This is a genomic window from Leisingera aquimarina DSM 24565 (genome assembly GCF_000473165.1).
Classification (GTDB): Bacteria; Pseudomonadota; Alphaproteobacteria; order Rhodobacterales; family Rhodobacteraceae; genus Leisingera; species Leisingera aquimarina.
Genome location: NZ_KI421504.1, coordinates 2,363,182 through 2,385,479, shown reverse-complemented (window position 1 = coordinate 2,385,479; position 22,298 = coordinate 2,363,182). Strand labels below are relative to the sequence as shown.

At 62.9% G+C, this 22,298-nt stretch carries 20 protein-coding genes; 10 read left to right on the top strand and 10 right to left on the bottom strand.

Annotated elements, in window-relative coordinates:
• Window positions 1-24 precede the first annotated feature (24 nt).
• Window positions 25-225, bottom strand: coding sequence for a DUF1059 domain-containing protein (locus tag AQUI_RS0115840; RefSeq protein ID WP_027258378.1), 201 nt, complete (start codon window positions 223-225; stop codon window positions 25-27).
• A 157-nt stretch (window positions 226-382) separates the two neighbouring features.
• Between AQUI_RS0115840 and kynU the strand changes: the two genes are divergently transcribed.
• Together kynU and kynA are read left to right on the top strand one after the other, a co-directional pair.
• Window positions 383-1,576 (top strand): kynureninase, encoded by a 1,194-nt coding sequence (gene kynU / locus AQUI_RS0115835; RefSeq protein ID WP_027258377.1) that lies wholly within the window; start codon window positions 383-385, stop codon window positions 1,574-1,576.
• 148 nt (window positions 1,577-1,724) lie between these two features.
• Window positions 1,725-2,558 (top strand): tryptophan 2,3-dioxygenase, encoded by an 834-nt coding sequence (kynA, locus tag AQUI_RS0115830; RefSeq protein WP_027258376.1) that lies wholly within the window; start codon window positions 1,725-1,727, stop codon window positions 2,556-2,558.
• Window positions 2,559-2,587: 29 nt separating this feature from the next.
• Here the strand turns inward: kynA and AQUI_RS0115825 are convergent, their stop codons facing one another.
• Entirely contained in the window at window positions 2,588-3,169 is a 582-nt protein-coding gene (locus AQUI_RS0115825; RefSeq protein ID WP_027258375.1) for a TetR/AcrR family transcriptional regulator, read from the bottom strand.
• 92 nt (window positions 3,170-3,261) lie between these two features.
• On the opposite strand from AQUI_RS0115825, the gene AQUI_RS0115820 reads away from it, so the two are divergent.
• Together AQUI_RS0115820 and AQUI_RS0115815 are read left to right on the top strand one after the other, a co-directional pair.
• The gene (locus AQUI_RS0115820; protein WP_027258374.1) at window positions 3,262-3,726 is read left to right on the top strand and encodes a (2Fe-2S)-binding protein; all 465 of its coding nucleotides are present in this window, start codon (window positions 3,262-3,264) and stop codon (window positions 3,724-3,726) included.
• A gap of 3 nt (window positions 3,727-3,729) precedes the next feature.
• Window positions 3,730-5,970: a xanthine dehydrogenase family protein molybdopterin-binding subunit gene (locus AQUI_RS0115815; protein WP_027258373.1), complete on the top strand. Its 2,241-nt coding sequence runs from the start codon at window positions 3,730-3,732 to the stop codon at window positions 5,968-5,970.
• Between the two features lie 45 nt (window positions 5,971-6,015).
• On the opposite strand, the gene AQUI_RS0115810 is transcribed toward AQUI_RS0115815, so the two are convergent.
• The 4 genes from AQUI_RS0115810 to AQUI_RS0115795 all read right to left on the bottom strand — a co-directional run bounded on the left by AQUI_RS0115810 (window position 6,016) and on the right by AQUI_RS0115795 (window position 10,134).
• Window positions 6,016-6,531: a GNAT family N-acetyltransferase gene (locus tag AQUI_RS0115810; RefSeq protein ID WP_051371915.1), complete on the bottom strand. Its 516-nt coding sequence runs from the start codon at window positions 6,529-6,531 to the stop codon at window positions 6,016-6,018.
• A gap of 11 nt (window positions 6,532-6,542) precedes the next feature.
• Window positions 6,543-7,322 carry a gamma-glutamyl-gamma-aminobutyrate hydrolase family protein gene (locus tag AQUI_RS0115805; protein ID WP_027258371.1) on the bottom strand — a complete coding sequence of 260 codons (780 nt, stop codon included), beginning with the start codon at window positions 7,320-7,322 and terminating at the stop codon, window positions 6,543-6,545.
• Between the two features lie 121 nt (window positions 7,323-7,443).
• Window positions 7,444-7,872, bottom strand: coding sequence for a GlcG/HbpS family heme-binding protein (locus AQUI_RS0115800; protein WP_027258370.1), 429 nt, complete (start codon window positions 7,870-7,872; stop codon window positions 7,444-7,446).
• Between the two features lie 114 nt (window positions 7,873-7,986).
• On the bottom strand, window positions 7,987-10,134 hold the full coding sequence (locus tag AQUI_RS0115795; protein ID WP_027258369.1) for a malate synthase G: 2,148 nt from the start codon (window positions 10,132-10,134) through the stop codon (window positions 7,987-7,989).
• A gap of 222 nt (window positions 10,135-10,356) precedes the next feature.
• On the opposite strand from AQUI_RS0115795, the gene pepN reads away from it, so the two are divergent.
• The 3 genes from pepN to AQUI_RS0115780 all read left to right on the top strand — a co-directional run bounded on the left by pepN (window position 10,357) and on the right by AQUI_RS0115780 (window position 14,819).
• Window positions 10,357-12,909, top strand: a complete 2,553-nt coding sequence (gene pepN / locus AQUI_RS0115790) for an aminopeptidase N (RefSeq protein WP_027258368.1) — start codon at window positions 10,357-10,359, stop codon at window positions 12,907-12,909.
• A complete protein-coding gene (locus AQUI_RS0115785; RefSeq protein ID WP_027258367.1) occupies window positions 12,902-13,360 on the top strand; it encodes a hypothetical protein in 459 nt (152 codons plus the stop codon). Before pepN ends, AQUI_RS0115785 begins: the two co-directional genes overlap by 8 nt.
• Before the next feature lie 160 nt (window positions 13,361-13,520).
• Window positions 13,521-14,819, top strand: a complete 1,299-nt coding sequence (locus AQUI_RS0115780) for a hypothetical protein (RefSeq protein WP_027258366.1) — start codon at window positions 13,521-13,523, stop codon at window positions 14,817-14,819.
• A gap of 44 nt (window positions 14,820-14,863) precedes the next feature.
• Here AQUI_RS0115780 and AQUI_RS0115775 read toward each other — a convergent pair whose 3' ends face one another.
• Together AQUI_RS0115775 and AQUI_RS28170 are read right to left on the bottom strand one after the other, a co-directional pair.
• Complete coding sequence (locus AQUI_RS0115775; RefSeq protein ID WP_027258365.1) at window positions 14,864-17,221, bottom strand: Tex family protein; 2,358 nt, start codon at window positions 17,219-17,221, stop codon at window positions 14,864-14,866.
• A gap of 99 nt (window positions 17,222-17,320) precedes the next feature.
• Window positions 17,321-17,653: a winged helix-turn-helix transcriptional regulator gene (locus AQUI_RS28170; RefSeq protein WP_035920032.1), complete on the bottom strand. Its 333-nt coding sequence runs from the start codon at window positions 17,651-17,653 to the stop codon at window positions 17,321-17,323.
• A gap of 104 nt (window positions 17,654-17,757) precedes the next feature.
• Here AQUI_RS28170 and AQUI_RS0115765 point away from each other — a divergent pair, with 104 nt between their 5' ends.
• The gene (locus AQUI_RS0115765; protein ID WP_027258364.1) at window positions 17,758-18,492 is read left to right on the top strand and encodes a hypothetical protein; all 735 of its coding nucleotides are present in this window, start codon (window positions 17,758-17,760) and stop codon (window positions 18,490-18,492) included.
• Window positions 18,493-18,672: 180 nt separating this feature from the next.
• Complete coding sequence (gatB, locus tag AQUI_RS0115760) at window positions 18,673-20,184, top strand: Asp-tRNA(Asn)/Glu-tRNA(Gln) amidotransferase subunit GatB (RefSeq protein WP_027258363.1); 1,512 nt, start codon at window positions 18,673-18,675, stop codon at window positions 20,182-20,184.
• A gap of 257 nt (window positions 20,185-20,441) precedes the next feature.
• Here gatB and AQUI_RS0115755 read toward each other — a convergent pair whose 3' ends face one another.
• Window positions 20,442-21,272, bottom strand: coding sequence for an isocitrate lyase/PEP mutase family protein (locus tag AQUI_RS0115755; RefSeq protein ID WP_027258362.1), 831 nt, complete (start codon window positions 21,270-21,272; stop codon window positions 20,442-20,444).
• A 183-nt stretch (window positions 21,273-21,455) separates the two neighbouring features.
• Between AQUI_RS0115755 and AQUI_RS0115750 the strand changes: the two genes are divergently transcribed.
• Complete coding sequence (locus AQUI_RS0115750) at window positions 21,456-21,953, top strand: DUF4177 domain-containing protein (RefSeq protein ID WP_027258361.1); 498 nt, start codon at window positions 21,456-21,458, stop codon at window positions 21,951-21,953.
• 19 nt (window positions 21,954-21,972) lie between these two features.
• Here the strand turns inward: AQUI_RS0115750 and AQUI_RS0115745 are convergent, their stop codons facing one another.
• On the bottom strand, window positions 21,973-22,227 hold the full coding sequence (locus tag AQUI_RS0115745) for a BolA family protein (protein ID WP_027258360.1): 255 nt from the start codon (window positions 22,225-22,227) through the stop codon (window positions 21,973-21,975).
• Window positions 22,228-22,298: the final 71 nt, after the last annotated feature.

Here is a 22,298-nt window from a genome sequence, read left to right as displayed (position 1 = left end):
TCAGATGCAGCTGGCTGATTAAGCTTAGACCGTCACTGGCTTAATCAATGTGGCAAGGTACTCCCGGGTTTCCTTATCCCATTGTGCGGGATCCTCCTGGTGAGCAATTTGCGCATGCAACTCCATCAATCTCCAAACCTCATCTTCGGTTTCGGCGACGACAGAGGCAGGGCAGGCTTCCATTCCCTCGCAATCACGGCAAGCATAGGAAAATGCGTTCGGCATTTCTGACCCTCCAATCCAGTTAAGGCCTTTAATCTAAAGCTCCGTTGCAGGCTGACAAGCCGACCCTTTTCCCCGCGGGCACTGGACATGGTGGATAAGATCCGATACCACCGTTAAAGCTTTAAGCTTAAAATACCCACCAGACGCGAGGCCCTCCATGACCGATTTTGCCGCAACCAAGGCGATGTTCGACCTGCCCGAAGGGGTGATCTATCTGGATGGCAACTCGCTGGGCCCCCTGCCCTGCGCAGCCAAAGATCGCGTCGGAGCGATGATGCAGGACGAATGGGGCCGGATGCTGATCACCGGCTGGAACAAGGCCGGCTGGATGGACAAGCCCAAGGCGCTGGGGGACCGCATCGGGCGGCTGATCGGGGCGGAGCCGGGCCATGTGGTGATGGGCGACACGCTGTCGATCAAGGTCTATCAGGCCGTCGCCTCGGCGCTGGAGCTGAATCCGGGGCGCAAGGTGGTGCTGTCGGACAATGGCAACTTTCCCACCGATTTGTACATGGCCAGCGGTCTGCTGAAGTCGCTGGGGCCGGAGTATAAGCTGCGGGTGGTTGATCCGGAAGCGGTGGAGGAAAGCATCACCGATGAAATCGCGGTGCTGATGATCACCGAGGTGGATTACCGCACCGGCCGCAAGCACGACATGAAGGCACTGACCGAAAAGGCGCACGCAAATGGCGTGCTGACGGTTTGGGATCTGGCCCATTCCGCCGGTGCAGTTCCAGTGGACCTGGCCGGGTGCAGGGCCGATTTCGCAGTTGGCTGCACCTACAAGTATTTGAACGGCGGCCCCGGCGCGCCGGCCTTCATCTATGTCTCCCCGCGCCACGCCGAAACCGTCCGCCCCGCCCTGTCCGGCTGGCTGGGGCATGAGGCGCCGTTTGCCTTTGACCTCGACTACCGGCCCGGCAGCGGCATCGACCGGATGCGCGTCGGTACCCCGCCGATCCTGCAGCTGACCGCGCTGGAGGCGGCGATGGACATCTGGGACATGGCCGGCATGGACGCCGTGCGTGCCAAATCCATCGAACTTTGCGACCTATTCATCGCTCTGGTTGAGGAAACCTGCCCGCAGCTGGAGCTGGCCTCCCCCCGTGACCCCGCCTTTCGCGGCAGCCAGGTGTCGTTCAAGTTCGACGAAGGTTATGCGGCGATGCAGGCGCTGATTGCCTGCGGCGTGATCGGCGATTTCCGGGCGCCCGATATCATGCGCTTCGGCTTCACCCCGCTCTATATCGACGAGGGCGACGTGCGCACCGCGGCAGAGATCATCGCCGACGTGATGACCAACGCCTTGTGGGACCGGCCGGAATACATGGTCCGCCACGCGGTCACCTGATGCCCCTCATCCGCTCATACCATCTGCCGCTTTGCCGCCCGGCGGGCTGGGTTGCGCTGTGGCGCCGCCTCGCCCAATGCGGCACCCTGAACCGGAGGACGCCTTCCTTTCCCTGACATATACTGAACTTAGGAAAAGGAACGCTACGATGACCCAACCCTATGATCCCGCCGACGACGGCGCCCAGATGTCCTTTGACGGGCGCATGTCCTATGGCGATTACCTGTCGCTCGACATGCTGCTGAACGCGCAGAAGACATGGACCAATACCCATGATGAAATGCTGTTCATCATCCAGCACCAGACCTCCGAACTGTGGATGCGGCTGGCCATTCATGAGCTGAGCGCCGCCCGCGAACGGCTGCTGGGCGGCCAGGCGCGGCAGGCCTTCAAGATGCTGGCGCGGGTGGCGCGCATCTTTGAGCAGCTCAATTCCGCCTGGGACGTGCTGCGCACCATGACGCCCTCGGACTACACCGCCTTCCGGGATGAGCTGGGCCAAAGCTCAGGCTTTCAGTCGCACCAGTACCGGCAGATCGAATTCATGTTGGGCAACCGCAACAAGGCGATGCTGCGCCCGCATTCCCACCGGCCGGACATCCTGGCGCTACTGGAGGCGGAACTGGCCCAGCCCTCGCTGTATGACGTGGCGCTGAAAGCGCTGTCGCGCAGCTTCCCGCTGCCAAACGAGGTGCTGAACCGGGATGTGTCCAAAGCCTATGTGCCGCATGAGGCCGTGCAGGCTGCCTGGACCGAAGTTTACCGCGACACCGAAACCCATTGGGAGCTCTATGAGCTGGCCGAGAAACTGGTGGATTTCGAGGACTATTTCCGCCGCTGGCGCTTCAACCATGTGACCACGGTGGAGCGTGTCATCGGTTTCAAGCGCGGCACCGGCGGCACTGGCGGCGTCAGCTATCTGAAGCGGATGCTGGACGTGGAGCTGTTCCCTGAACTTTGGCATCTGCGCACAGAGCTTTGACGCGCGCGGGCCGGCCTATCCGGCCCGTATCACCGGGGCGTCAGCCCAGCGCCGGCTAGGGCTGCCAGCTGACGCACCCCGGCCTGATAGGTCTCATAGTCTGCGGCGGTCTGCTTGATCCCTTTCAAAGAGGCGCAGAGAGTGCGGGCAATCACTGCCGCGTCGCCGTTCAGCACAGCCCGGCCGGCACCGGCCTCTTGCTGCAGCCAGTCCGCATAGATCCGGCTCAGGGCGGCTTCGCCCTCCGCGATCACCTCACCCGCCACATTTTTGGTAACTTCGAACAGCTCCATCCCGTGCGGCGAAGCCATCATCATTTGCACGCCCTCTCCGGCCTGTCCCTCAAAGGCCGCCAGCAGCCGGTCAGGCAGCGGCCCCGTCTCTGCCAGGGCGGCACGCACCCCGGCAGCCGCAGTGCCGTAGTAGGCGGCCACCAGCGCCCGGAAGATCGCGTCCTTGTTCTTGAAATGCAGATACAGCGCAGGCCGCGACATGCCCGCGCCCTTGGCGATGTCATCCATCGAGGTCTTGCGGAACCCATAGGTGGAGAACGCCATCCAGGCGGCCTCCAGGATTGCCTGCTGTTTCGGATCAATGCCTGCCATGTTCATGTTTCCGCTTCTGACATTGTTTGTAAAAAATGTCAATTGACAAAATGACAAAAATAGTCAATTTTGTCATAAGCACAGCAAGGGAGTCCGCAATGCCAACAGACCTGCGCATCAATGGAAAATCCCATCAGGTAGACCTGCCTGATGATGTTCCCCTCCTCTGGGTTCTACGGGATGAGGTTGGTCTCACCGGCACCAAGTTCGGCTGCGGAGTGGCCGCCTGCGGCGCCTGCACCGTTCATATCGACGGCGAGGCTGTGCGCTCCTGTCAGGTGGCACTGTCGGATGTCTGGGGGGAGGTGACAACGATCGAGGGCCTCGGCACACCGGACGCCATGGCGGCGATTCAGCAGGCCTGGGTCGAGCATCAGGTGGCGCAATGCGGCTATTGCCAGTCCGGCCAGATCATGCAGGCGGCAAGCCTGCTGGCGGAAAACCCGGCACCTTCGGACGTGGAGATTGACGAGGCGATGCAGGGCAACCTGTGCCGCTGCGGCACCTACCCGCGCATCCGCGCCGCCATCCATGCCGCCGCCCAGAAGATGCAGGAGGCGTAACCAATGGCCAGCATTGCAAAAATCGCCCGCCGCACCTTCCTGATCGGCTCTGCCGCCATTGTGGGCGGCGTAGCATTCGGCGCCTATTACGTCAGCCGCCCTGCCCCCAACCCGCTGAAACCGGCGGAGGGCGAAGCGGCGCTCAACCCCTTCGTGCTGATCGACCGGAACGGCGTCACCCTGTTTGCGCCGCGGGCTGAGATGGGCCAGGGCGTGAAGACCAGCTGGGCCGCGCTGATCGCGGAAGAACTGGACGTGGAGCTGGACCAGGTCCGTGTTCTTCACGGCCCCGCCGCGCAGGCCTATTACAACTCTGCCTTCATCGCCGATGCGCTGCCGGGCAAGGGCTATGACAACGGCAACTTCAAACATGCCGTGGGCGAGGCACTGGGGCATTTCGGCAAGGTGCTGAACCTGCATGGCACCGGCGGCTCGACCTCAATGAAGGACGGTTTCAAGCGGATGCGCCAGGCCGGCGCTACCGCACGCGAGACGCTGAAACAGACCGCCGCAGAGCGGCTGGGCATCAGCCGCGGCCAACTGAGCACCGTCAAGGGCGCGGTGGTTACGCCGGACGGCACACAGATCCCCTACTCCGAGCTCGCAATGGACGCTGCCAAGCTGGACCCGGTGGACGCGGACCTGCGGCCCAGCAGCGAATGGCGGCTGATTGGCAAATCGCAGCCGCGGATAGATATGGCTGAAAAAGCCACCGGTTCCGCCGAATTCGGCATCGACGTGCGGTTGCCGGGGATGAAATTCGCCTCGGTCCGCATGAACCCGCGCCAGGGCGGTGGCATGAAGGGTTTTGACGCAACTGCCGCCGAAGGGATGCCCGGCGTAGAGAAGGTCGTGGACATGGGCGCGGGCGTGGCCGTGGTGGCGCGCAACACCTGGCTGGCGATGCAGGCGCTGGACGCCATCGAGGTGCACTGGGAGGACGCCCCCTACCCGCCTGAAACCGATCAGGTCTTCGCCAGGATTGCGGAAGCTTTTGACGATGCCCCGAACTCTGTCCTGCGCGATGACGGCGATGCGGACATGCTCCCCGATGGCGCAACCGAGCTGACGGCGGACTATCAGGTGCCCTACCTGGCCCATGCCACCATGGAGCCGATGAATGCCACCGCGCTGTTGCAGGACGGCAAGCTGACCCTCTGGTGCGGCAACCAGATGCCAACCTTCGTGCAGATGAAATGCGCCGAGGAAGCCGGGCTGGAAAGCGATCAGGTCGAGGTCAATACAACTTACCTCGGCGGCGGCTTCGGGCGGCGGGCAGAGTTCGACTATGCGGTGCTGGCCACCCGGCTGGCAAGACAGATGCCCGGCGCTCCGGTGCAGCTGGCCTGGAGCCGCGAGGAGGACATGCGCCACGACATGTACCGTCCCGGCGCGCTGGCTCGGATGCGCGGCGCGGTGAAGGACGGCCAAGCCGTGCTGGTGGACGGCAAAGTCGCCGCCGCCTCCCCGGTGGCGCAGGCCATGAAGCGGCTGGCGGACCTGCCACAAGCCGGCCCCGACAAGGTGCATGTGGAGGGATTCTTCAACGCGCCCTATGCGATCCCGAACTTCCGCATGGCAGGGCATCTTGCGGACATCCAGATCCCGGTCGGTTTCTGGCGTTCGGTCGGCAACAGCTTCAACGCCTTCTTTGTCGAAAGCTTCATTGACGAGATGGCTCATGCCGCTGGCGCCGATCCGCTGGAATTTCGGCTGGAGCTTGCCCGCCGCGAATGGGCGCCCGCCGCCGCGGTGCTGGACGCGGTCAAGGAGATGTCCGGCTGGACCGGCCAGACGCCCGCAGGAACAGGCCGAGGCGTTGCCCTTTGCTACAGCTTCGGCACGCCAGTGGCCGAAGTGATCGAAGTGGTTGAGGACGACGGCAGCATCCATATCACCAATGCCTGGATAGCCTGCGACGTGGGTCAGGCCATCGATCCGGAGATCGTCAAGGCGCAGATGTTCGGCGGCATGGCCTATGGGCTGTCAGCGGCCTGCTTTGGCGAGATCACCTTTGCGGACGGGGCAGCGGAACAGGGCAACTTCCCGGACTATGACGCGATCCGTATGCATACGATGCCGCGGACGGAAGTGCAGGTGCTGGAAACCCAGACCCAGCTCGGCGGCGTAGGCGAGCCCGGCACCCCGCCCGCGGCCCCGGCACTGGCCAATGCGCTGTTTGACCTCACCGGCAAACGCGCGCGCCAACTGCCTTTGATGCATGAATTTGATCTGAGGGTCTGAACCGGTTTGCGGCCTGCCTCGCCCGGCCGGCCGCTGGCCCGTTGTTCAGCCCAGGATCTTGACCATCCGGTAGTTGTGAATTTTCACACCGCCACGCTCAAATTCGCACCGTTTGTCCAAGGCAAATCCCATCCGCTCGAAAAAACTGCGCGCTGCTTCGCTCGCCTCGACATACAGCAGCCTGATCCCCTGGCGCAGCGCGGCTTCTTCCAGTTTGCCATAAAGCATCCCCGCAACGCCTTGCCCTGCCGCACGCGGATGGCAGAACAGCATGTCGATATGGCCATCCGCCTCCAAATCGATGAAGGCAACCGGCACATCCGCATCATCCGCCGCCACCCAGACTGCCCGGCCATCGGACAACTTCCGGAGGAAAGATTCACTTGACGGCGTCTCCGGGCACCATGCGCTGATTTGTGCAGGAGAATAAAACCGACAGGCAATACCGTGAACAGCGGATGCAAAAACATCCGCCAACGCCGCTGCATCACTCGCCCTGAATTGTCTAATCCTGCAGCATGACGGCCTTCTTCCCACCTCCTGCCGCACTCCAATTTTCATATTCGAACCTTTTATGCTGACCGCTGCAAACCAGCCTGCGCCCCGCCAGCCGCCCAGGCCCTGACCGCATCACCGAACGCCTCGAACAACGGGCGCGACACCGGATCGCTGGCCGCATCCCATTCCGGGTGCCACTGCACTGACAAGGTAAACCCGGCGGCGTCCTTGATATAGACTGCTTCGGGTGTGCCATCGGGCGCCTGCCCGTCTATCACCACGCGGCAGCCCGGGCGTTTGATCCCCTGCCCGTGCAGCGTGTTGGTCATCACTTCCTTTGCCCCGAACAAGCGATGGAACGCTCCGCCGGAGCTGAATTCCACTGTGTGGCGCAAGGCAAACTTTTCTTCCAGCGTGCCATCCGGCGGCATCCGGTGGTTCATCCGTCCCGGCAGGTCCCGGATCTCAGGGTGCAACGTGCCGCCCATCGCCACGTTGACCTCCTGAAAGCCGCGGCAGATGCCGAGGAACGGCTGGCCGCGCTCCACACAGGCGCGGATCAGCGGCAGGGTGATCGCATCGCGCGCCCGGTCAAAGGCTCCATGCGCTTCGGTCTCCGCTTCGCCGTACTCATGCGGGTGCACGTTCGGGCGCCCGCCAGTGAGCAAGAAGCCGTCAAAACTCTCCAGCAGCTCCTCTACCGTCACAAAACGCGGATCCGAAGGGATCATCAGCGGCATGCAACCCGCCACTTCAGCGATCGCCTCGGAGTTCATGGTTCCGCCTGCGTGGACAGGGTACTGATCGTTGATCAGGTAGGAATTTCCGATGATGCCAACTTTGGGTCGCGCCATATTCCGCTCTTCTTGTGCTGTCTAAATAAGAGCCTAGCCCCCTGCGGGCGCCACATCAACGGGGAGCACGGCGCAACAGACTGTTCAGCCGCGCACAACGTTGCGGAATGTCCCTGCGAACTCAGATCTCGCCCTGCAAACCAGCGGCCTCGATGCCAGCCAATGCGGCAATCGCGTCGTTGTCCGAGGTATCGCCTGTGACCCCCACGGCGCCGATCACGGCACCCTCGCTGTCCTTCACCAGCACCCCGCCCGGCACCGGCACCACCTGGCCGCCATAGACACCGTTCACCGCGGCCATGAAATAGGCCTGAGCTTCTGCCCGGGCCATCTGGGCGCTGCCCGCCATGCCCAGCATGACCGAGCCATAGGCCTTGCCGTGGGCAATGGGGAACCGGCCCGGTGCGGCGCCATCCTCGCGTTCAAAGGCCTGCACATGGCCGCCTGCATCCAGCACCACAACCGATAGCGGCTTCAGCCCTATCTCATGCCCTTTGTCCAAGGCCACGCGGATGATTGTGCGGGCCTGATCCAGTGAAATCTTTGCCATGGGCGTCGTTCCTTCCGTTTGCGTGGCGTTGCGGAACAGAAAAGGAGGCCAAAAGGCCCCCTTTGACTACCCCTTTTTGCGGGGAAACTGTTTCATCCGGTCGGTTTGCCGCGGTCAGCCAGCAGCTTCCTGCGCCTTCAGTTCCAGCCGGCGGGCGTGCAGCACCGGCTCGGTATAGCCTGAGGGCTGCACCCGCCCCTTGAACACCAGATCGCAGGCCGCCTGAAAGGCAATGGTGTCAAACCCCGGCGCCATCGCGCGATAGGTGTTGTCGCCACGGTTCTGCTCATCCACCACTTTGGCCATCTTGCGCAGGGAACCCATCACCTCGTCTTCAGTGACAACCCCATGATGCAGCCAATTGGTGATGTGCTGGGCCGAAATCCGGCAGGTGGCGCGGTCCTCCATCAGGCCGACATCGTTGATGTCCGGCACCTTTGAGCAGCCGACGCCCTGATCCACCCAGCGCACCACATATCCGAGGATGCCCTGCGCATTGTTGTCCACCTCACGCGAAATCTGGCGCGGAGTCCACTTGCGGTAGGTGGCCAGCGGGATTTCCAAGATGCCGTCCACATGGGCGCGGCGGCCGCCTGCCTTGAGCCGTTCCTGCACCGCAAACACATCCACCTTGTGGTAATGCAGCGCATGCAGGGTTGCGGCCGTCGGGCTGGGCACCCAGGCACAGTTGGCGCCGGATTTCGGATGCTCGATCTTCTGTTCGATCATCGCCGCCATCATGTCCGGCATCGCCCACATGCCCTTGCCGATCTGCGCCTTCCCTGACAGCCCGCACTCCAGGCCGATATCGACATTCAGGTTCTCATAGGCGCCGATCCAGCCCTTGCGCTTGATGAAATCCTTGCGGCTGAACGGCCCCGCCTCCATCGAGGTGTGGATCTCATCCCCGGTACGGTCCAGGAAACCGGTGTTGATAAAGGCCACCCGGTGTTCGGCGGCGCGGATGCATTCCTTGAGGTTGACCGAAGTGCGGCGCTCCTCGTCCATGATGCCAATCTTCACCGTGTGGCGCGGCAGGCCCAGAATATCTTCGACCTTGCCGAAAATGCGATCGGCAAAGGCGACTTCTTCCGGCCCGTGCATCTTGGGTTTCACCACATAGACCGAGCCATGGGCCGAATTGCCGCCGTCGCGCTTCAGGTCGTGCTTGGCGATCACCACGGTGATCAGCGCATCCAGCAGGCCCTCATAGGCCTCCTTGCCGTCCTGATCCAGCACCGCCGGGTTGGTCATCAGATGGCCGACATTGCGGACCCACAGCAGGGCGCGGCCCTTGAGGGTCAGCGCCGAGCCATCCGGCGCAGTGTAGCCGAAGTCCGGGTTCAGGCGGCGGGTGATGGTCTTGCCGCCCTTCTCCAGCTCCGCCTCCAGGTCGCCCCGCATCAGGCCCAGCCAGTTGGAATAGGCCAGCACCTTGTCCGCGGCATCGACGCACGCGACGGAATCCTCGCAATCCATGATCGCCGACATCGCGCTTTCCAGCCGCACATCGGCCAGCCCGGCCTGATCGCGGGCGCCGATTGCGTGGGCACGGTCAAACACCAGTTCCACATGCAGACCATTGTTGCGCAGCAGAACTGCCTCCGGCGCCTTGGGGTTGCCGCGGTAGCCTGCAAATTTCTCCGGCTGCGCCAGCGGCAGATCGTCAATCAGCAGTTGCCCGTCCTGCACATAGTAACGGCGCACATCGGCGTGGCTGGCGCCGTCAATCGGAAACGCCTCATCCAGAAACACCCGCGCCCGCGCCACAACCCGCGCGCCGCGGCCCCTGTCGTAGCCGCCCTTGGGCGCAGGGGTGCCCATTGCATCAGTGCCATAGAACCCGTCATAGAGGCTGCCCCAGCGCGCATTGGCCGCGTTCAGCGCGTAGCGTGCGTTGGTGATCGGCACCACCAGCTGCGGCCCCGGCACAGATGCGATCTCGGGGTCGACGTTCTGGGTCTCGATCTCGAAATCGCCGCCCTCAGGCAGCAGATAACCGATCTCCGTCAGGAACGTCTTGTAGCCTTCATGGTCATGCGGTTTGTCGCGATTGGCGATGTGCCAGGCGTCGATCTTGGCCTGGATCTCTTCCCGCTTGGCCAGCAGCGCGCGGTTTTCCGGCCCGAATGTGTTCACCAGCTCCGCCAGGCCGGTCCAGAACGCCTCGGCTTCGATACCGGTCCCCGGCAGCGCTTGTTTCTCGATGAACTCCGCCAGCTCCGGCGCAACCTGAATTCCCTGCTTTTCGACCCGGCTCATGACTTGCTCCCTTGGACGGTACACCACTGTATGCTGCCCCTTAACTAGGGGAGAAGTTTCCGATCGGCAACAAAACAGCCTACCTCTGAAACCGAACTCAATTTCTTGTTTTTCAAGAAAGTGCTGCGGATTCTTCTGAACCCGTTATTCTGCGGCCAATCCGCTTGCAGTCCCGCCCCTATCCTCTACACCTGAAAAGAAGCAGTGCAGAGGAGAGCGAGAATGGCCAAAGACACGCCCCAGACCTTCTACCTGAAAGACTACACGCCCTTTGGCTATGACGTCGAAAGCGTTCACCTGACCTTCCGTCTGACGCCGGAAACCACCCGCGTCCTCAGCAGGATCCGCTTTGCCCCGAAACCGGACGCAGCGGACAAGACCTTCTTCCTGCACGGTGAAGACCTGCAGCTGATCTCGGCCAGGATCGACGGGCAGGACATCTCACCCGAAGTGACAGACAAAGGCCTCAGCTGCGACGTGCCCGGCGCCCCCTTCACCTGGGAGGCCGAGGTGGAGATCAACCCGGCCGGCAACACCGCGCTGGAGGGGCTTTACATGTCCAACCGGATGTATTGCACCCAATGCGAGGCCGAGGGTTTCCGCAAGATCACCTATTACCCCGACCGCCCCGACGTGATGTCCACCTTCACCGTGCGGATCGAGGGCGACGAACCGGTGATGCTCTCGAACGGCAATCCCATGGGCCAGGGCGAAGGCTGGGCCGAATGGCACGATCCCTGGCCGAAACCGGCCTATCTGTTTGCCCTGGTGGCGGGCGATCTGGTGAATCACCCCGGCAGCTTCACGACCAGGTCCGGCAAAGAGGTCGAACTGAACATCTGGGTCCGCCCCGGTGACGAGGACAAATGCGCCTTTGGCATGGAGGCGCTGAAAAAGTCCATGAAATGGGACGAGGACGTCTACGGCCTCGAATACGACCTGGAGCTGTTCAACATCGTCGCTGTGGACGACTTCAACATGGGCGCAATGGAGAACAAAGGATTGAACATTTTCAACTCTTCCTGCGTTCTGGCGTCGCCTGAGACCTCCACAGATGCCAATTTCGAACGTATTGAAGCCATCATCGCGCATGAGTATTTTCACAACTGGACCGGCAACCGCATCACTTGCCGTGACTGGTTTCAGCTCTGTCTGAAGGAAGGGTTGACGGTTTTCCGCGATGCGCAGTTCACCGCCGACATGCGCTCGGAGCCGGTGAAGCGGATCGACGACGTGATCACGCTGCGCGCCCGGCAGTTCCCTGAGGACAACGGCCCCCTCGCCCATCCGCCGCGCCCGGAGGAGTTCCAGGAGATCAACAACTTCTACACCGCCACCGTCTATGAAAAAGGCGCAGAGGTGATCGGGATGCTCAAGCGGCTGGTGGGGGATGACAACTACTACAGGGCGCTGAAGCTCTATTTTGAGCGCCACGACGGCCAGGCCTGCACCATCGAGGACTGGCTGAAGGTGTTCGAAGACGCCACCGGCCGCGACCTCAGCCAGTTCAAGCTGTGGTACAGCCAAGCCGGCACCCCGCGGGTGAAGGTCTCCGAGGATTACGCCGACGGCACATATTCGCTGACGTTTGAGCAGTCGACACCGCCAACGCCAGGCCAACCGGACAAGGCCCCTCGGGTGATTCCGATGGCCGTTGGCCTGTTGTCGCCCAACGGTGATGAGGCGCGCGCGACCGAGGTTCTGGAACTGACCGAAGCCAAGCAGAGCTTCACTTTCGGCGGCCTCGCTTCCAAACCCGTGCCCTCGATCCTGCGCGAGTTCTCCGCGCCGGTGATCCTGGAGCGTGAGACCAACAACGCAGAGCGCGCTTTCCTACTGGCCCATGACACCGACCCGTTCAACCGCTGGGAAGCGGGCAATGCGCTGGCCAAGGAAACCCGCGTTGCCATGGTGCTGGACGGGGCGGCACCCGATGCAGCCTATCTGGACGCGCTGGAAAAACTGGTGCGCGACGATGCGCAGGACCCGGCCTTCCGCGCCCTGGTGCTGTCGCCGCCCAGCCAGGCCGACATCGCCCAGACCCTGCATGAGCGCGGCTTCACCCCCGACCCGCAGAAAATCTACGACGCGGCTGAGACCTTTACCCAGACGCTGGCGCAGCAACTGGAAACCAGCCTGCCCCGGCTTTATGCCGCCACCACGGTCGAAGGCGCTTACAGCCCCGATGCCGAAAGTGCCGGCAAACGCGCTTTGAACAGCCGCATCCTGTCGCTGCTGACTCGGCTCGACGGCGGCGAGCAAGCAGCGCGCCAGTATGCCGCCGCCGACAACATGACTCAGCAATACGCCGCCCTCGCCGCGCTGATGAAGGCCGAGAAAGGCGAAGCCCAAAGCCAGGCCTTCTTCGACCAATGGCAGGACAACCGGCTGGTGATGGACAAGTGGTTTGCCCTGCAGATTGCCTGCGCCGCGCCGGAGAATACCTCCGCTGTGGCGGCAGCCCTCACCAAGCACGCGCTGTTCGATATGAAGAACCCCAACCGCTTCCGTGCGGTTATGGGCGCACTGGCGGGCAATCACGCGGGTTTCCACCATGCCGGCGGTGAAGGCTATCAGCTGCTGGCCGAGAACCTCATTGCGCTGGACAAGCTGAACCCGCAGACTACCGCCCGCATGTGCGCCGCCTTCCAGACCTGGAAGCGTTATGATGCGGGCCGCCAATCGCTGATCCGCGCCCAGCTGACACGGATTGCCGGAACTGAGGGCCTCAGCCGCGACACCAATGAAATGGTCACCCGGATCCTGGATGCCTGAAACGCCTGATGCACCAGCCCCGGCGGAGGACTACAGCTTCTCCCGCCGGGGCCGCTCCGCCGCCGCCATACTGGCAACGGGGGGCTGGCTGGTGACGCTTGTGGTGCTGTGGCTGGTGCTGGATGCCGCCCTGTGGCTAGTGGCCCTGCTTACCCTGCCGGTCCTACCGGCCATTGCAGATCTGATCCGCAACCCTTTGTCGGGGCTAAATATTTCCCAGAACCGGATCAAGTGGTTCACCGGAAAACTAACAGGCAAGGCAGAGCTGGCTGAAATCGAGCGGGTACGGTTCGACACCCGCTGGGATTTCTCAGTCCGCGCCACGCTGATCCTGCGCAGCGGCAAACGCATCCGCCTGCCGCAAGAGGCCACCCCGCCGCACGCCGAAGCGGACGCCGAATTCCAGGCCCGCGGCATCACGACAGAACGTCATCATTTCACTGCGTTTTGACGGCCCTGGCCTTGAACTTGCGCATCAGCTGCCAAGACCGCCGCTCTCCCCCTCGAATGTTCCCATTGAGGCGTTAACTTCCCCAGTGCCGCCATCTTTGCGCCCCAATGCCTGACGACATTGTGAGCAACAATAAGCTGCCACTCATCAGGAAGCGCAAATGCTCACAACCTCTCGACAGGCGCGGGATCTCCTGTCCCGCATTTCAGGTCTGGTTTCCCACCGCTCCAAGCCTGCCGCCACTCTTGTTCCTGTTCCTGTTCCTGTTTCGCCCCCAGCCCCGGTAGAGGAACTGCTGAACCGCCGCCTGGAAGACAGCCTGTCGATCCCGGTCTGCAGCGAACAGGGCGATCCGGATTGCATCCAGGCCCAGGACCGCGGCCAGTTTCTGGCCCGCCAGGAGCGCTGGGACGAACTGTCCCGGCAAATCTGTGAAGCAGATCAAACCCGCGCCGCTGCTCGCTGCGGGCTGCCGCTGGCGGACCTCATCGCTTATGGTGCCAGGGCGGATGTTGTAAACGCAACCGAACATGCGCTGACAGAAGACCAGGATGCCTGCAGCCGCACATTGATCCGCGGCCTGATGGCTTTTGAGGCGTTGCGGGCTGAGAACCGCCATGACCCCTATCTGACAGCGCTGGTCGCCCTTGCCCATATCGACATCGGCTGGGCTTGGCGCGGGGCTGAGGGACACGATGCAGCGCCGCAGGCGAACCAACGCCGCTGCGCCGCCCATTTCGACCGCGCTGCAGCCTTGCTGGATCCATTAGTAAACGTGTGCCGGGACAGCCCATTCCTGAAAGCCGCACATTGCGCGCTGTTTGCTGGCCGCGCTGCCGGGGCGCAGCGGGTGGCGGACGAGTTTGGCGTCCTGATTGATCTTGCTCCTGGCAACCACCGGCACATGCGCACGCTCGGCACCCATATGCTGCCACGCTGGTCCGGATCCTACGCAGCCCTTGAACTGGAGGCCCGCCGAACCGCGTCGCGCACGGCAGAAACCTGGGGGGCCGGCGGCTATACCTGGGTTTACTTCGACGCCATTGCCATCGACGATCAGGCCTGTGCCCGCGTTGACACCCGGTTCTTTCTCGACGGGCTGAAGGACATCGTCAAAGCCAACCCTTCGCAGGAGATGATCAACCTGCTGGCCGCCTATTGCACGGTCTCGCTGCGCAAGAGCCTGGGGCAGACTCTGCAAGCCGACCTGCCGCGGTTGAAGATTGCCGAGGCTGCGAACTGGCTGATCCGCGACCACCTGACAGAACTGCATCCGCTGGTCTGGGCGCATGCCGCCGAAGGCTTTGACAACAGCGCCCGCATCCGCTCTGTCAACCGCTTTGCAGCCCGTGGCCATGCCGGTGCGCTTGCCGCCATCGCCGGTCAATTCCGCGAAGAAATCGAAGGCGGGCAAAAAATCGCCTTCACCGACCGGGGCCTGCAATTCAGCCTAGCATAACCGGCCTTTTCGAAAGAGAAAAACGGGGCCAAGGCCCCGCTGCTCTACTTCTTCTTAAAGGCATCCATCAGTGCCGCACCCAACGCGCCCGCGCCTTGGCGGCTGCCTTGCCCGCCGCCCTTCGGCCCCGCAGACATCTTACCCTTACCGCCCTGAGGGCCGCCCGGCTTGCTGCCGCGGCGCGGGCCTGGGCCCTTGGCCGGGCCGCGCGCGTTGCGGTCTTCTTTGGCCGAGGCGCCGCCGTCCTTCTTCATCGTAAGACCAATCCGCTTGCGCGGGACATCAACCTCGGTGACCGTCACCTTGACCACCTGGCCAGTCTTCACCACCTCATGCGGGTCCTTCACAAACCGGTCGGCCAGCTGACTGACATGCACCAGCCCGTCCTGATGCACGCCGATGTCCACAAAAGCGCCAAAGGCCGCCACGTTCGTGACGGTGCCTTCCAGCACCATGCCGGGTTTCAGGTCGGTGATTTGCTCCACCCCGTCCTTGAACGATGCCGTCACAAAAGTAGGACGCGGGTCGCGGCCCGGCTTTTCCAGCTCTTGCAAAATGTCCCGCACGGTGGGCAAACCGAAACTGTCACTGACAAAATCTTCAGCCCGCAGCCCTTTGAGGGCGTTCTCATCACCCATGATCTGGCGGATATCGCGCCCGCAGGCCGCCACGATCTTGCGCGCCACGTCATAGGCCTCGGGGTGGACCGAGGACGCATCCAGCGGTTCCTTGCCATCACGGATGCGCAGAAAACCGGCGCATTGCTCAAACGCCTTGGGGCCCAGCCGCGCGACCTTCAGCAGTTCCTTGCGGGACATGAACGCGCCATTCAGATCGCGGTGCGCCACAATTGCCTCCGCCAGACCGGGGCCAAGACCCGAGACATGCGCCAGCAGCGGCGCAGACGCCATGTTGAGGTCCACCCCCACGCCGTTCACCGCATCCTCGATCACCGCCTCCAGCGATTTCGACAGTTTATGCTGGTCCACATCGTGCTGGTACTGGCCCACTCCGATGCTTTTGGGTTCGATCTTCACCAATTCCGCCAGCGGATCCTGCAGGCGCCGGGCAATCGACACCGCACCTCGCAAACTCACATCCAGATCCGGAAACTCCCGCGCTGCCAGTTCCGAGGCCGAATAAACCGAGGCCCCCGCCTCACTGACCACCACCTTGGTCGGCGCTTTCACCTTGGCGGGCAGATGGTTCAGCACCTCTGCCACCATCCGTTCGGTTTCGCGGCTGGCAGTGCCGTTGCCGATGGCGATCAGCTCAACCCCGTGCTCGGCGATCAGCTTGACGATGGACACTTGCGCGCCGCGCAGATCGTTCTTCGGCTGGAACGGGTACAGCGTTTCGGTGGCCACCAGTTTCCCGGTTGCATCCACCACCGCCGCCTTGACGCCGGTGCGGATGCCCGGGTCCAGCCCGAGTGTCGGCCGCGCACCGGCTGGCGCTGCAAACAGCAGGTCCTTGAGATTGCGCGCAAAAACCTGGATGGCATCTTCCTGCGCCCGTCCGCGCAGGTCGCCCATCAGCTCCAGCATCATCGACAGCGACAGCTTCACCCGCCAGGTCCAGCCCGCCACCTTGCGCAGCCATTTGTCGCCCGGGCTGGTGCCGCCCGCCTCCAGCACCGCCGCCACCATCGCCTCGGCGCGCACCACGCCCGCCTCCGGCTCCGGCCCCGCGTCCAGCGTCAGCACACCTTCGTTTGCGCCGCGCAGCATCGCCAGTGCCCGGTGCGAGGGCACATCCGCCCAGCGTTCAGTATGCGCAAAATAGTCCGAAAACTTGGCACCTTCCTGTTCCTTGCCCACAATCACCTTGGCGGTCAGCAACGCCTCTTTCTGCAGGAACTCCCGCAACCGCCCCAGCAAATGCGCATTCTCGCACAACCGCTCGGTCAGAATGTCCCGCGCCCCGTTCAGCGCGTCCTTCACCGTTGCGACCGCCTCGGTCACATACTCACTGGCCAGTTTCTCGGGATCAGCGCTGCGGTCGGACAGAATGGCATCTGCCAGCTGCTCCAGCCCGTTTTCGCGGGCAATCATCGCCTTGGTGCGCCGCTTGGGCTTGTACGGCAGATAGATGTCCTCCAGCTGCGCTTTGGTCTCCGCCTTGGCGATTGAGGCCATCAGATCATCGGTCAGCTTGTCCTGTCCCTGGATCGAGTCAAGGATCGCAGCCCGGCGCTTCTCCAGCTCGCGCAGGTACTCCAGCCGTTCCGCCAGGGTGCGCAGCTGGGTATCATCCAGCCCGCCCGTCACTTCCTTGCGGTAGCGCGCGACAAAGGGAACGGTTGCGCCCTCATCCAAAAGTCCGACAGCGGCGGTCACCTGTTTGGGTGCGGCACCGATTTCTGCGGCGATTGTCTGGGCGATACGGGCGGAAGTGTCCAAGGCGGCCTCCTGTTGGTCTGCTCGGACTGCCAGTTCTAGCCGCCTGTCCGCGCCGCGCCAAGAGGACAATGCGCAACTGGCAGCCGGTTGCCGCCACCGTTAGGATCCGTCTGGCAGATCCGGAGTATGCGCTTCCCCCCAGGCCCGGATCGCACTCATGACCGGCGCAAGCGCCTCACCGCGCTCAGTCAGGTGGTATTCCCACCTCGGTGGGTTTTGCGAATAAGCCCGCCGTTCCAGAACACCGCTGTCTTCCAGCTTGCGCAACCGCCCGGACAACGTGTTAGGTGACACTTTCAGAATGTCCTGCAAGTCCTGGAACCTGCGCCCCCCCTCCAGAAAGAACTCGCGCAGGATCAGCAGAGTCCACTGATCCCCCATCACATTCGAGGCCCTCAGCACCGGGCAATTCTGGCGTGTTATCTGGCTCATACATGAAAATGTAAGGGGCAAGCTTTCAAATGTGAAGTCACTACCTATTTTATAGTTACTTCAAAATTGAAACCAACAAAACCCGGGCTATCAGGAGCAAGGACATGTTCGAAACTTTCGCAACTGCCTACGTGCAGGCCTTCGCCGTCATCCTTCCGGCCTTCGCCGTAGGAATCCTCAGCATAGGAGCTTACAAATCCGGCCTCCCGCTCCGGCAATCGGCTACTGCTGTGGCTGTGGCGACTGTCGCCCTGGGGCTCTGGCACCCGTTGGTCGTCCTGCTAGCCAAAGCCGGGATCCTGATGCCGCCCTTGGCGGTAACCGATCCGCCATATGCCCTCATGCCCCTGATCGGCGGAGCAGCCTTCCTGTGGGGGCTGGGCCGGCTGACAGTCACCGGCCGGGCGATTCTCGGCAGTTTGGGGCACGCCGAATTGATCAGCATTCAAAGCCTCCGGCTGATGGGCAGCGTGTTTCTTCTGGGCTGGCTGATGGGCCCCCTGCCCTGGCAGTTTGCTCTGCCTGCGGGCATTGGTGACATTCTGGCCGGCATTGCCGCGATCCAGGCCATGCGCGCCCTGAACCGCGGCGATGCAAATGCCGAGGATCTGGTGCGCCGCGCCAGCTATATCGGCCTGCTCGATTTTGCCATTGCCGTCAGCCTTGGCATCGCGACATCCGCAGGCGCTTTACAGTTCATGGCCTTCGACAACCCCAACGTCATCAATGCCTACCCGCTTGCCTTGTTCCCGGAATACTTTGTGCCGGTGTTCATCGCTTTCCAGCTGTTTTCTCTCGGCGCCCTGCGCCGCAACAGCCAGCGGCTGGCCGCAGTCTAAGTGCTCCACGCGGCAGCTCGTCGGGGCTGCCGCTCACTTCCGCAATTTGCTCCGGCCGTCAGGCAGCCAACCCCATTTCAGGCCGCCTGTTGCTTTTCCCCGCCTTGCGGCTCTTGCCCCCCCTGCCGCACTGGCCTAGAACGCTTGCCAACATCGGACATTCGGATACGGCGGAAAACCATGCTCGACCTGACATATGAACTCCCCAAGCCCAAGGTGATCGCGGGCGCCAAGCATGACTGGGAACTGGTCATCGGTATGGAGGTGCATGCCCAGGTCAGTTCCAAGTCCAAGCTGTTCTCCGGCGCGTCCACCAAATTTGGCGCCGAACCGAACTCCAACGTGGCTTTCGTGGACGCAGCAATGCCCGGCATGCTGCCGGTGATCAACGAGTTCTGCGTTGAGCAGGCGGTGCGCACCGGGCTTGGCCTGAAGGCGGATATCAACCTGTGGTCGGCCTTTGACCGCAAGAACTATTTCTATCCCGACCTGCCGCAGGGCTATCAGATTTCGCAGCTGTACCACCCTATCGTGGGCGAGGGCGAAGTGCTGGTGGAACTCGGCGACGGCACCGCGCGCAACGTGCGGGTCGAGCGCATCCACATGGAGCAGGACGCGGGCAAATCGATCCACGACATGGACCCCAACATGTCCTTTGTCGACCTCAACCGCACCGGCGTCTGCCTGATGGAGATCGTCTCCCGCCCCGACATCCGCGGGCCGGAGGAAGCCGCCGCCTATATCGCCAAGCTGCGCCAGATCATGCAGTACTTGGGCACCTGCGACGGCAACATGCAGAACGGCAACCTGCGCGCCGACGTGAACGTTTCGGTCTGCCTGCCCGGCCAGTACGAGAAGTACCAGGAAACCCAGGATTTCGGCCACCTCGGCACCCGCTGCGAGATCAAGAACATGAATTCCATGCGCTTCATCCAGCAGGCCATCGAAGTCGAGGCGCGCCGCCAGATTGCGATCATCGAAGCAGGCGGCAAGATCGACCAGGAAACCCGGCTGTACGATCCGGACAAGGGCGAGACCCGCTCCATGCGCTCCAAGGAAGAGGCGCATGACTACCGCTATTTCCCCGACCCCGACCTGCTGCCGCTGGAAATCGAACAGGCCTGGGTGGATGAGATCAAAGCCAATCTGCCGGAGCTGCCGGACGAGAAGAAGGCGCGTTTCATCAAGGACTTCGGGCTCAGCGACTATGACGCCTCGGTGCTGACAGCCGATGTGGAATCGGCGGCCTTCTTTGAAGAGACCGCCCAGGGCCGCAGCGGCAAGCTGGCCGCCAACTGGGTCATCAACGAGCTGTTCGGCCGCCTGAAGAAAGAAGACCACAGCATCACCGACTCGCCGGTCTCCCCGGCGCAGCTGGGCGGCATCATCGACCTGATCGCCTCGGACGCGATTTCGGGCAAGATCGCCAAGGACCTGTTCGAGATCGTCTACACCGAAGGCGGCGACCCGGCGCAGATCGTCGAAGAGCGCGGCATGAAGCAGGTGACCGATACCGGCGCCATCGAGACCGCCCTGGACGAGATCATCGCCGCCAACCCGGCCCAGGTGGAGAAGGCCAAGGTGAACCCGAAGCTGGCAGGCTGGTTTGTCGGCCAGGTGATGAAAGCCACCGGCGGCAAGGCCAACCCCGCCGCCGTGAACAAGCTGGTGGCACAAAAACTGGGCGGCTGAACCCTCCCGGAAACCGGACACGGAAAGGGCGCCGCACGGGTGAAACCGGAGCGCCCTTTTTGTACCCAGCCAAGAGGGTGACATGCGTGCCCCCCCCCCCTGTGCCCTCCCTCCTGTGTACTCGGGATGACAAATCACGGAGGGCCGCGGCCTGTCTCAGGCGGGTGCGAAAATCGCTTCTTTGAGTCCTCTCCCCTGCCACTACCCCTGCCACCGGGCGCAGCACAGCCTGCAGCGGGTCCGGCACAGGGTCCGTATCAGGCTTGCCCCCTGCTCATCAAACTGGCCAATTCACCACCCGGATAAGCCTTTGCAGCATAGGCAAAGCTCCCCTCTTGCAGGATTTCCTCGCCTGCACGGCGCAGCGCCCCCAAGGCCGCCCGCGCCAAGGAGCCCCCGGTGCTGATCCGCGTCACTCCGGCCTCAGACAGTTCTGCAACGTTCAGCACCTCCCCCTGAAGTCCCGCCACAACATTTACTGGCTTGTCCACTTCCGAGCACAGGGTTCGGACTGCGGCCAGGTCCGGCAGCCCCGGCGCATAGAGCACATCTGCCCCAGCCTCTGAAAATGCCTGCAGACGGCGAATGGTATCCTTCAGGTCAGGCCGCCCCCAGAGAAAATTCTCAGCCCGCGCCGTCAGCAGAAAAGGACGCCCCCGGGCGGCTTCAACGGCCGCAGAGATCCTGTCCACCGCCTCGCTGATCTCATAGATCGGGCGCTCCGCCTCCCCTGTTGCATCTTCTATGGCCCCGCCAACGGCTCCGGTTTCCACCGCCTCGATAACGGTCTCGGCACAATCCTGAGGCAAATGCCCAAATCCATTCTCCAGATCGGCGGACACCGGCAGCTCCGCCGCATTGGCGATCTGCCCTGCATTCCGCAGGACTTCAGCGCGCGACAGCTCTGCAAATGAGTCTCGCTTGGCCACGGAAAATGCATACCCTGCACTGGTTGTCGCCAGCGCCCGAAACCCCATCGCGGCCAGTATCACCGCCGAACCCGCATCCCACGCATTGGGCATGACAAAGGTTTCACCCTGCTGGTGCAGCGCCCTGAACGTCTCAAATTTCTCGACCTGCGTCTGCATGGTGTTTCCTCCTGCGGTATCGTCAATCCAGCCCCCTAGAATTCCCGCGATTGGTGCGGCTCTCAAGCGGCAATTGTTCGCTCCGGAACGAAGCCTATGGCGGATGCGGGACCGCAAGCACAACCCGCGCCTTGACCCCCGGCCCTCTTCCGCTAAACCTGCTCTTCAAGACAGGAGAGCCGCATGCCAGCCTTTGAATACAAAGTTGTCCCCGCGCCCGCCAAGGGCACCAAGGCGAAGGGGGTTAAGACCCCTGAGGCCCGCTTTGCCAATTCGGTGGAGATCCAGCTCAATGAAATGGCGGCGGACGGCTGGGAGTTCCAACGGGCGGAGCTGCTGCCGAGCGAGGAACGCTCCGGCCTGACAGGCTCCACCACCAACTGGCGCAACGTGATGGTGTTCCGCCGGGCTATTGCCGCGGATCAGGCAGCAGACCCGCCCGCGCCGGGCCGCAAGGAACCTGCAGCCCCCTCAGTCGAGTTCCGGCATTCCGAGCCGCAAACCCCACCGCTCACGGCGACAGCCGGCGACCCGGAGGCGCCGCTGGAAGCCATACCGGTGCCGGGACCAGGCGCCGCCAAGATGCAGTCCGATGACGGTGTCGAAGAACTCAGCCCGGTTGCAGGCATGACCGCAGCGCTGAAGAAACGCGCCGAACAGAAAGGCGACGGGGAGGACTGATCCTCCCGCGCCCTGGTGCCTAGACCCCGATATCCAACGCCAGCGCGTGAATGCGCGGCACGATACCCCCCAGCGCCTTATGCACAGCGCGGTGCTGCGCCACCCGGTTCATCCCCTCAAAGGCTCCGGCGCGGATCATCACTGCAAAATGGCTCTCGCCCGAGCCATCGTCGCCGGCATGGCCTGCGTGTTTGTGGCTTTCGTTCACCACTTCCAATGCGCTGGGGGCAAAGGCCGCCTGCAGCGCTGCTTCCATCTCTTCCTTCACGTTCATTTTCCGCTCATCCCCATATTTTTTCGGCGCGCCCCCTTCTATCTGGCGCACCTTAGACTAAACTGCTGCCT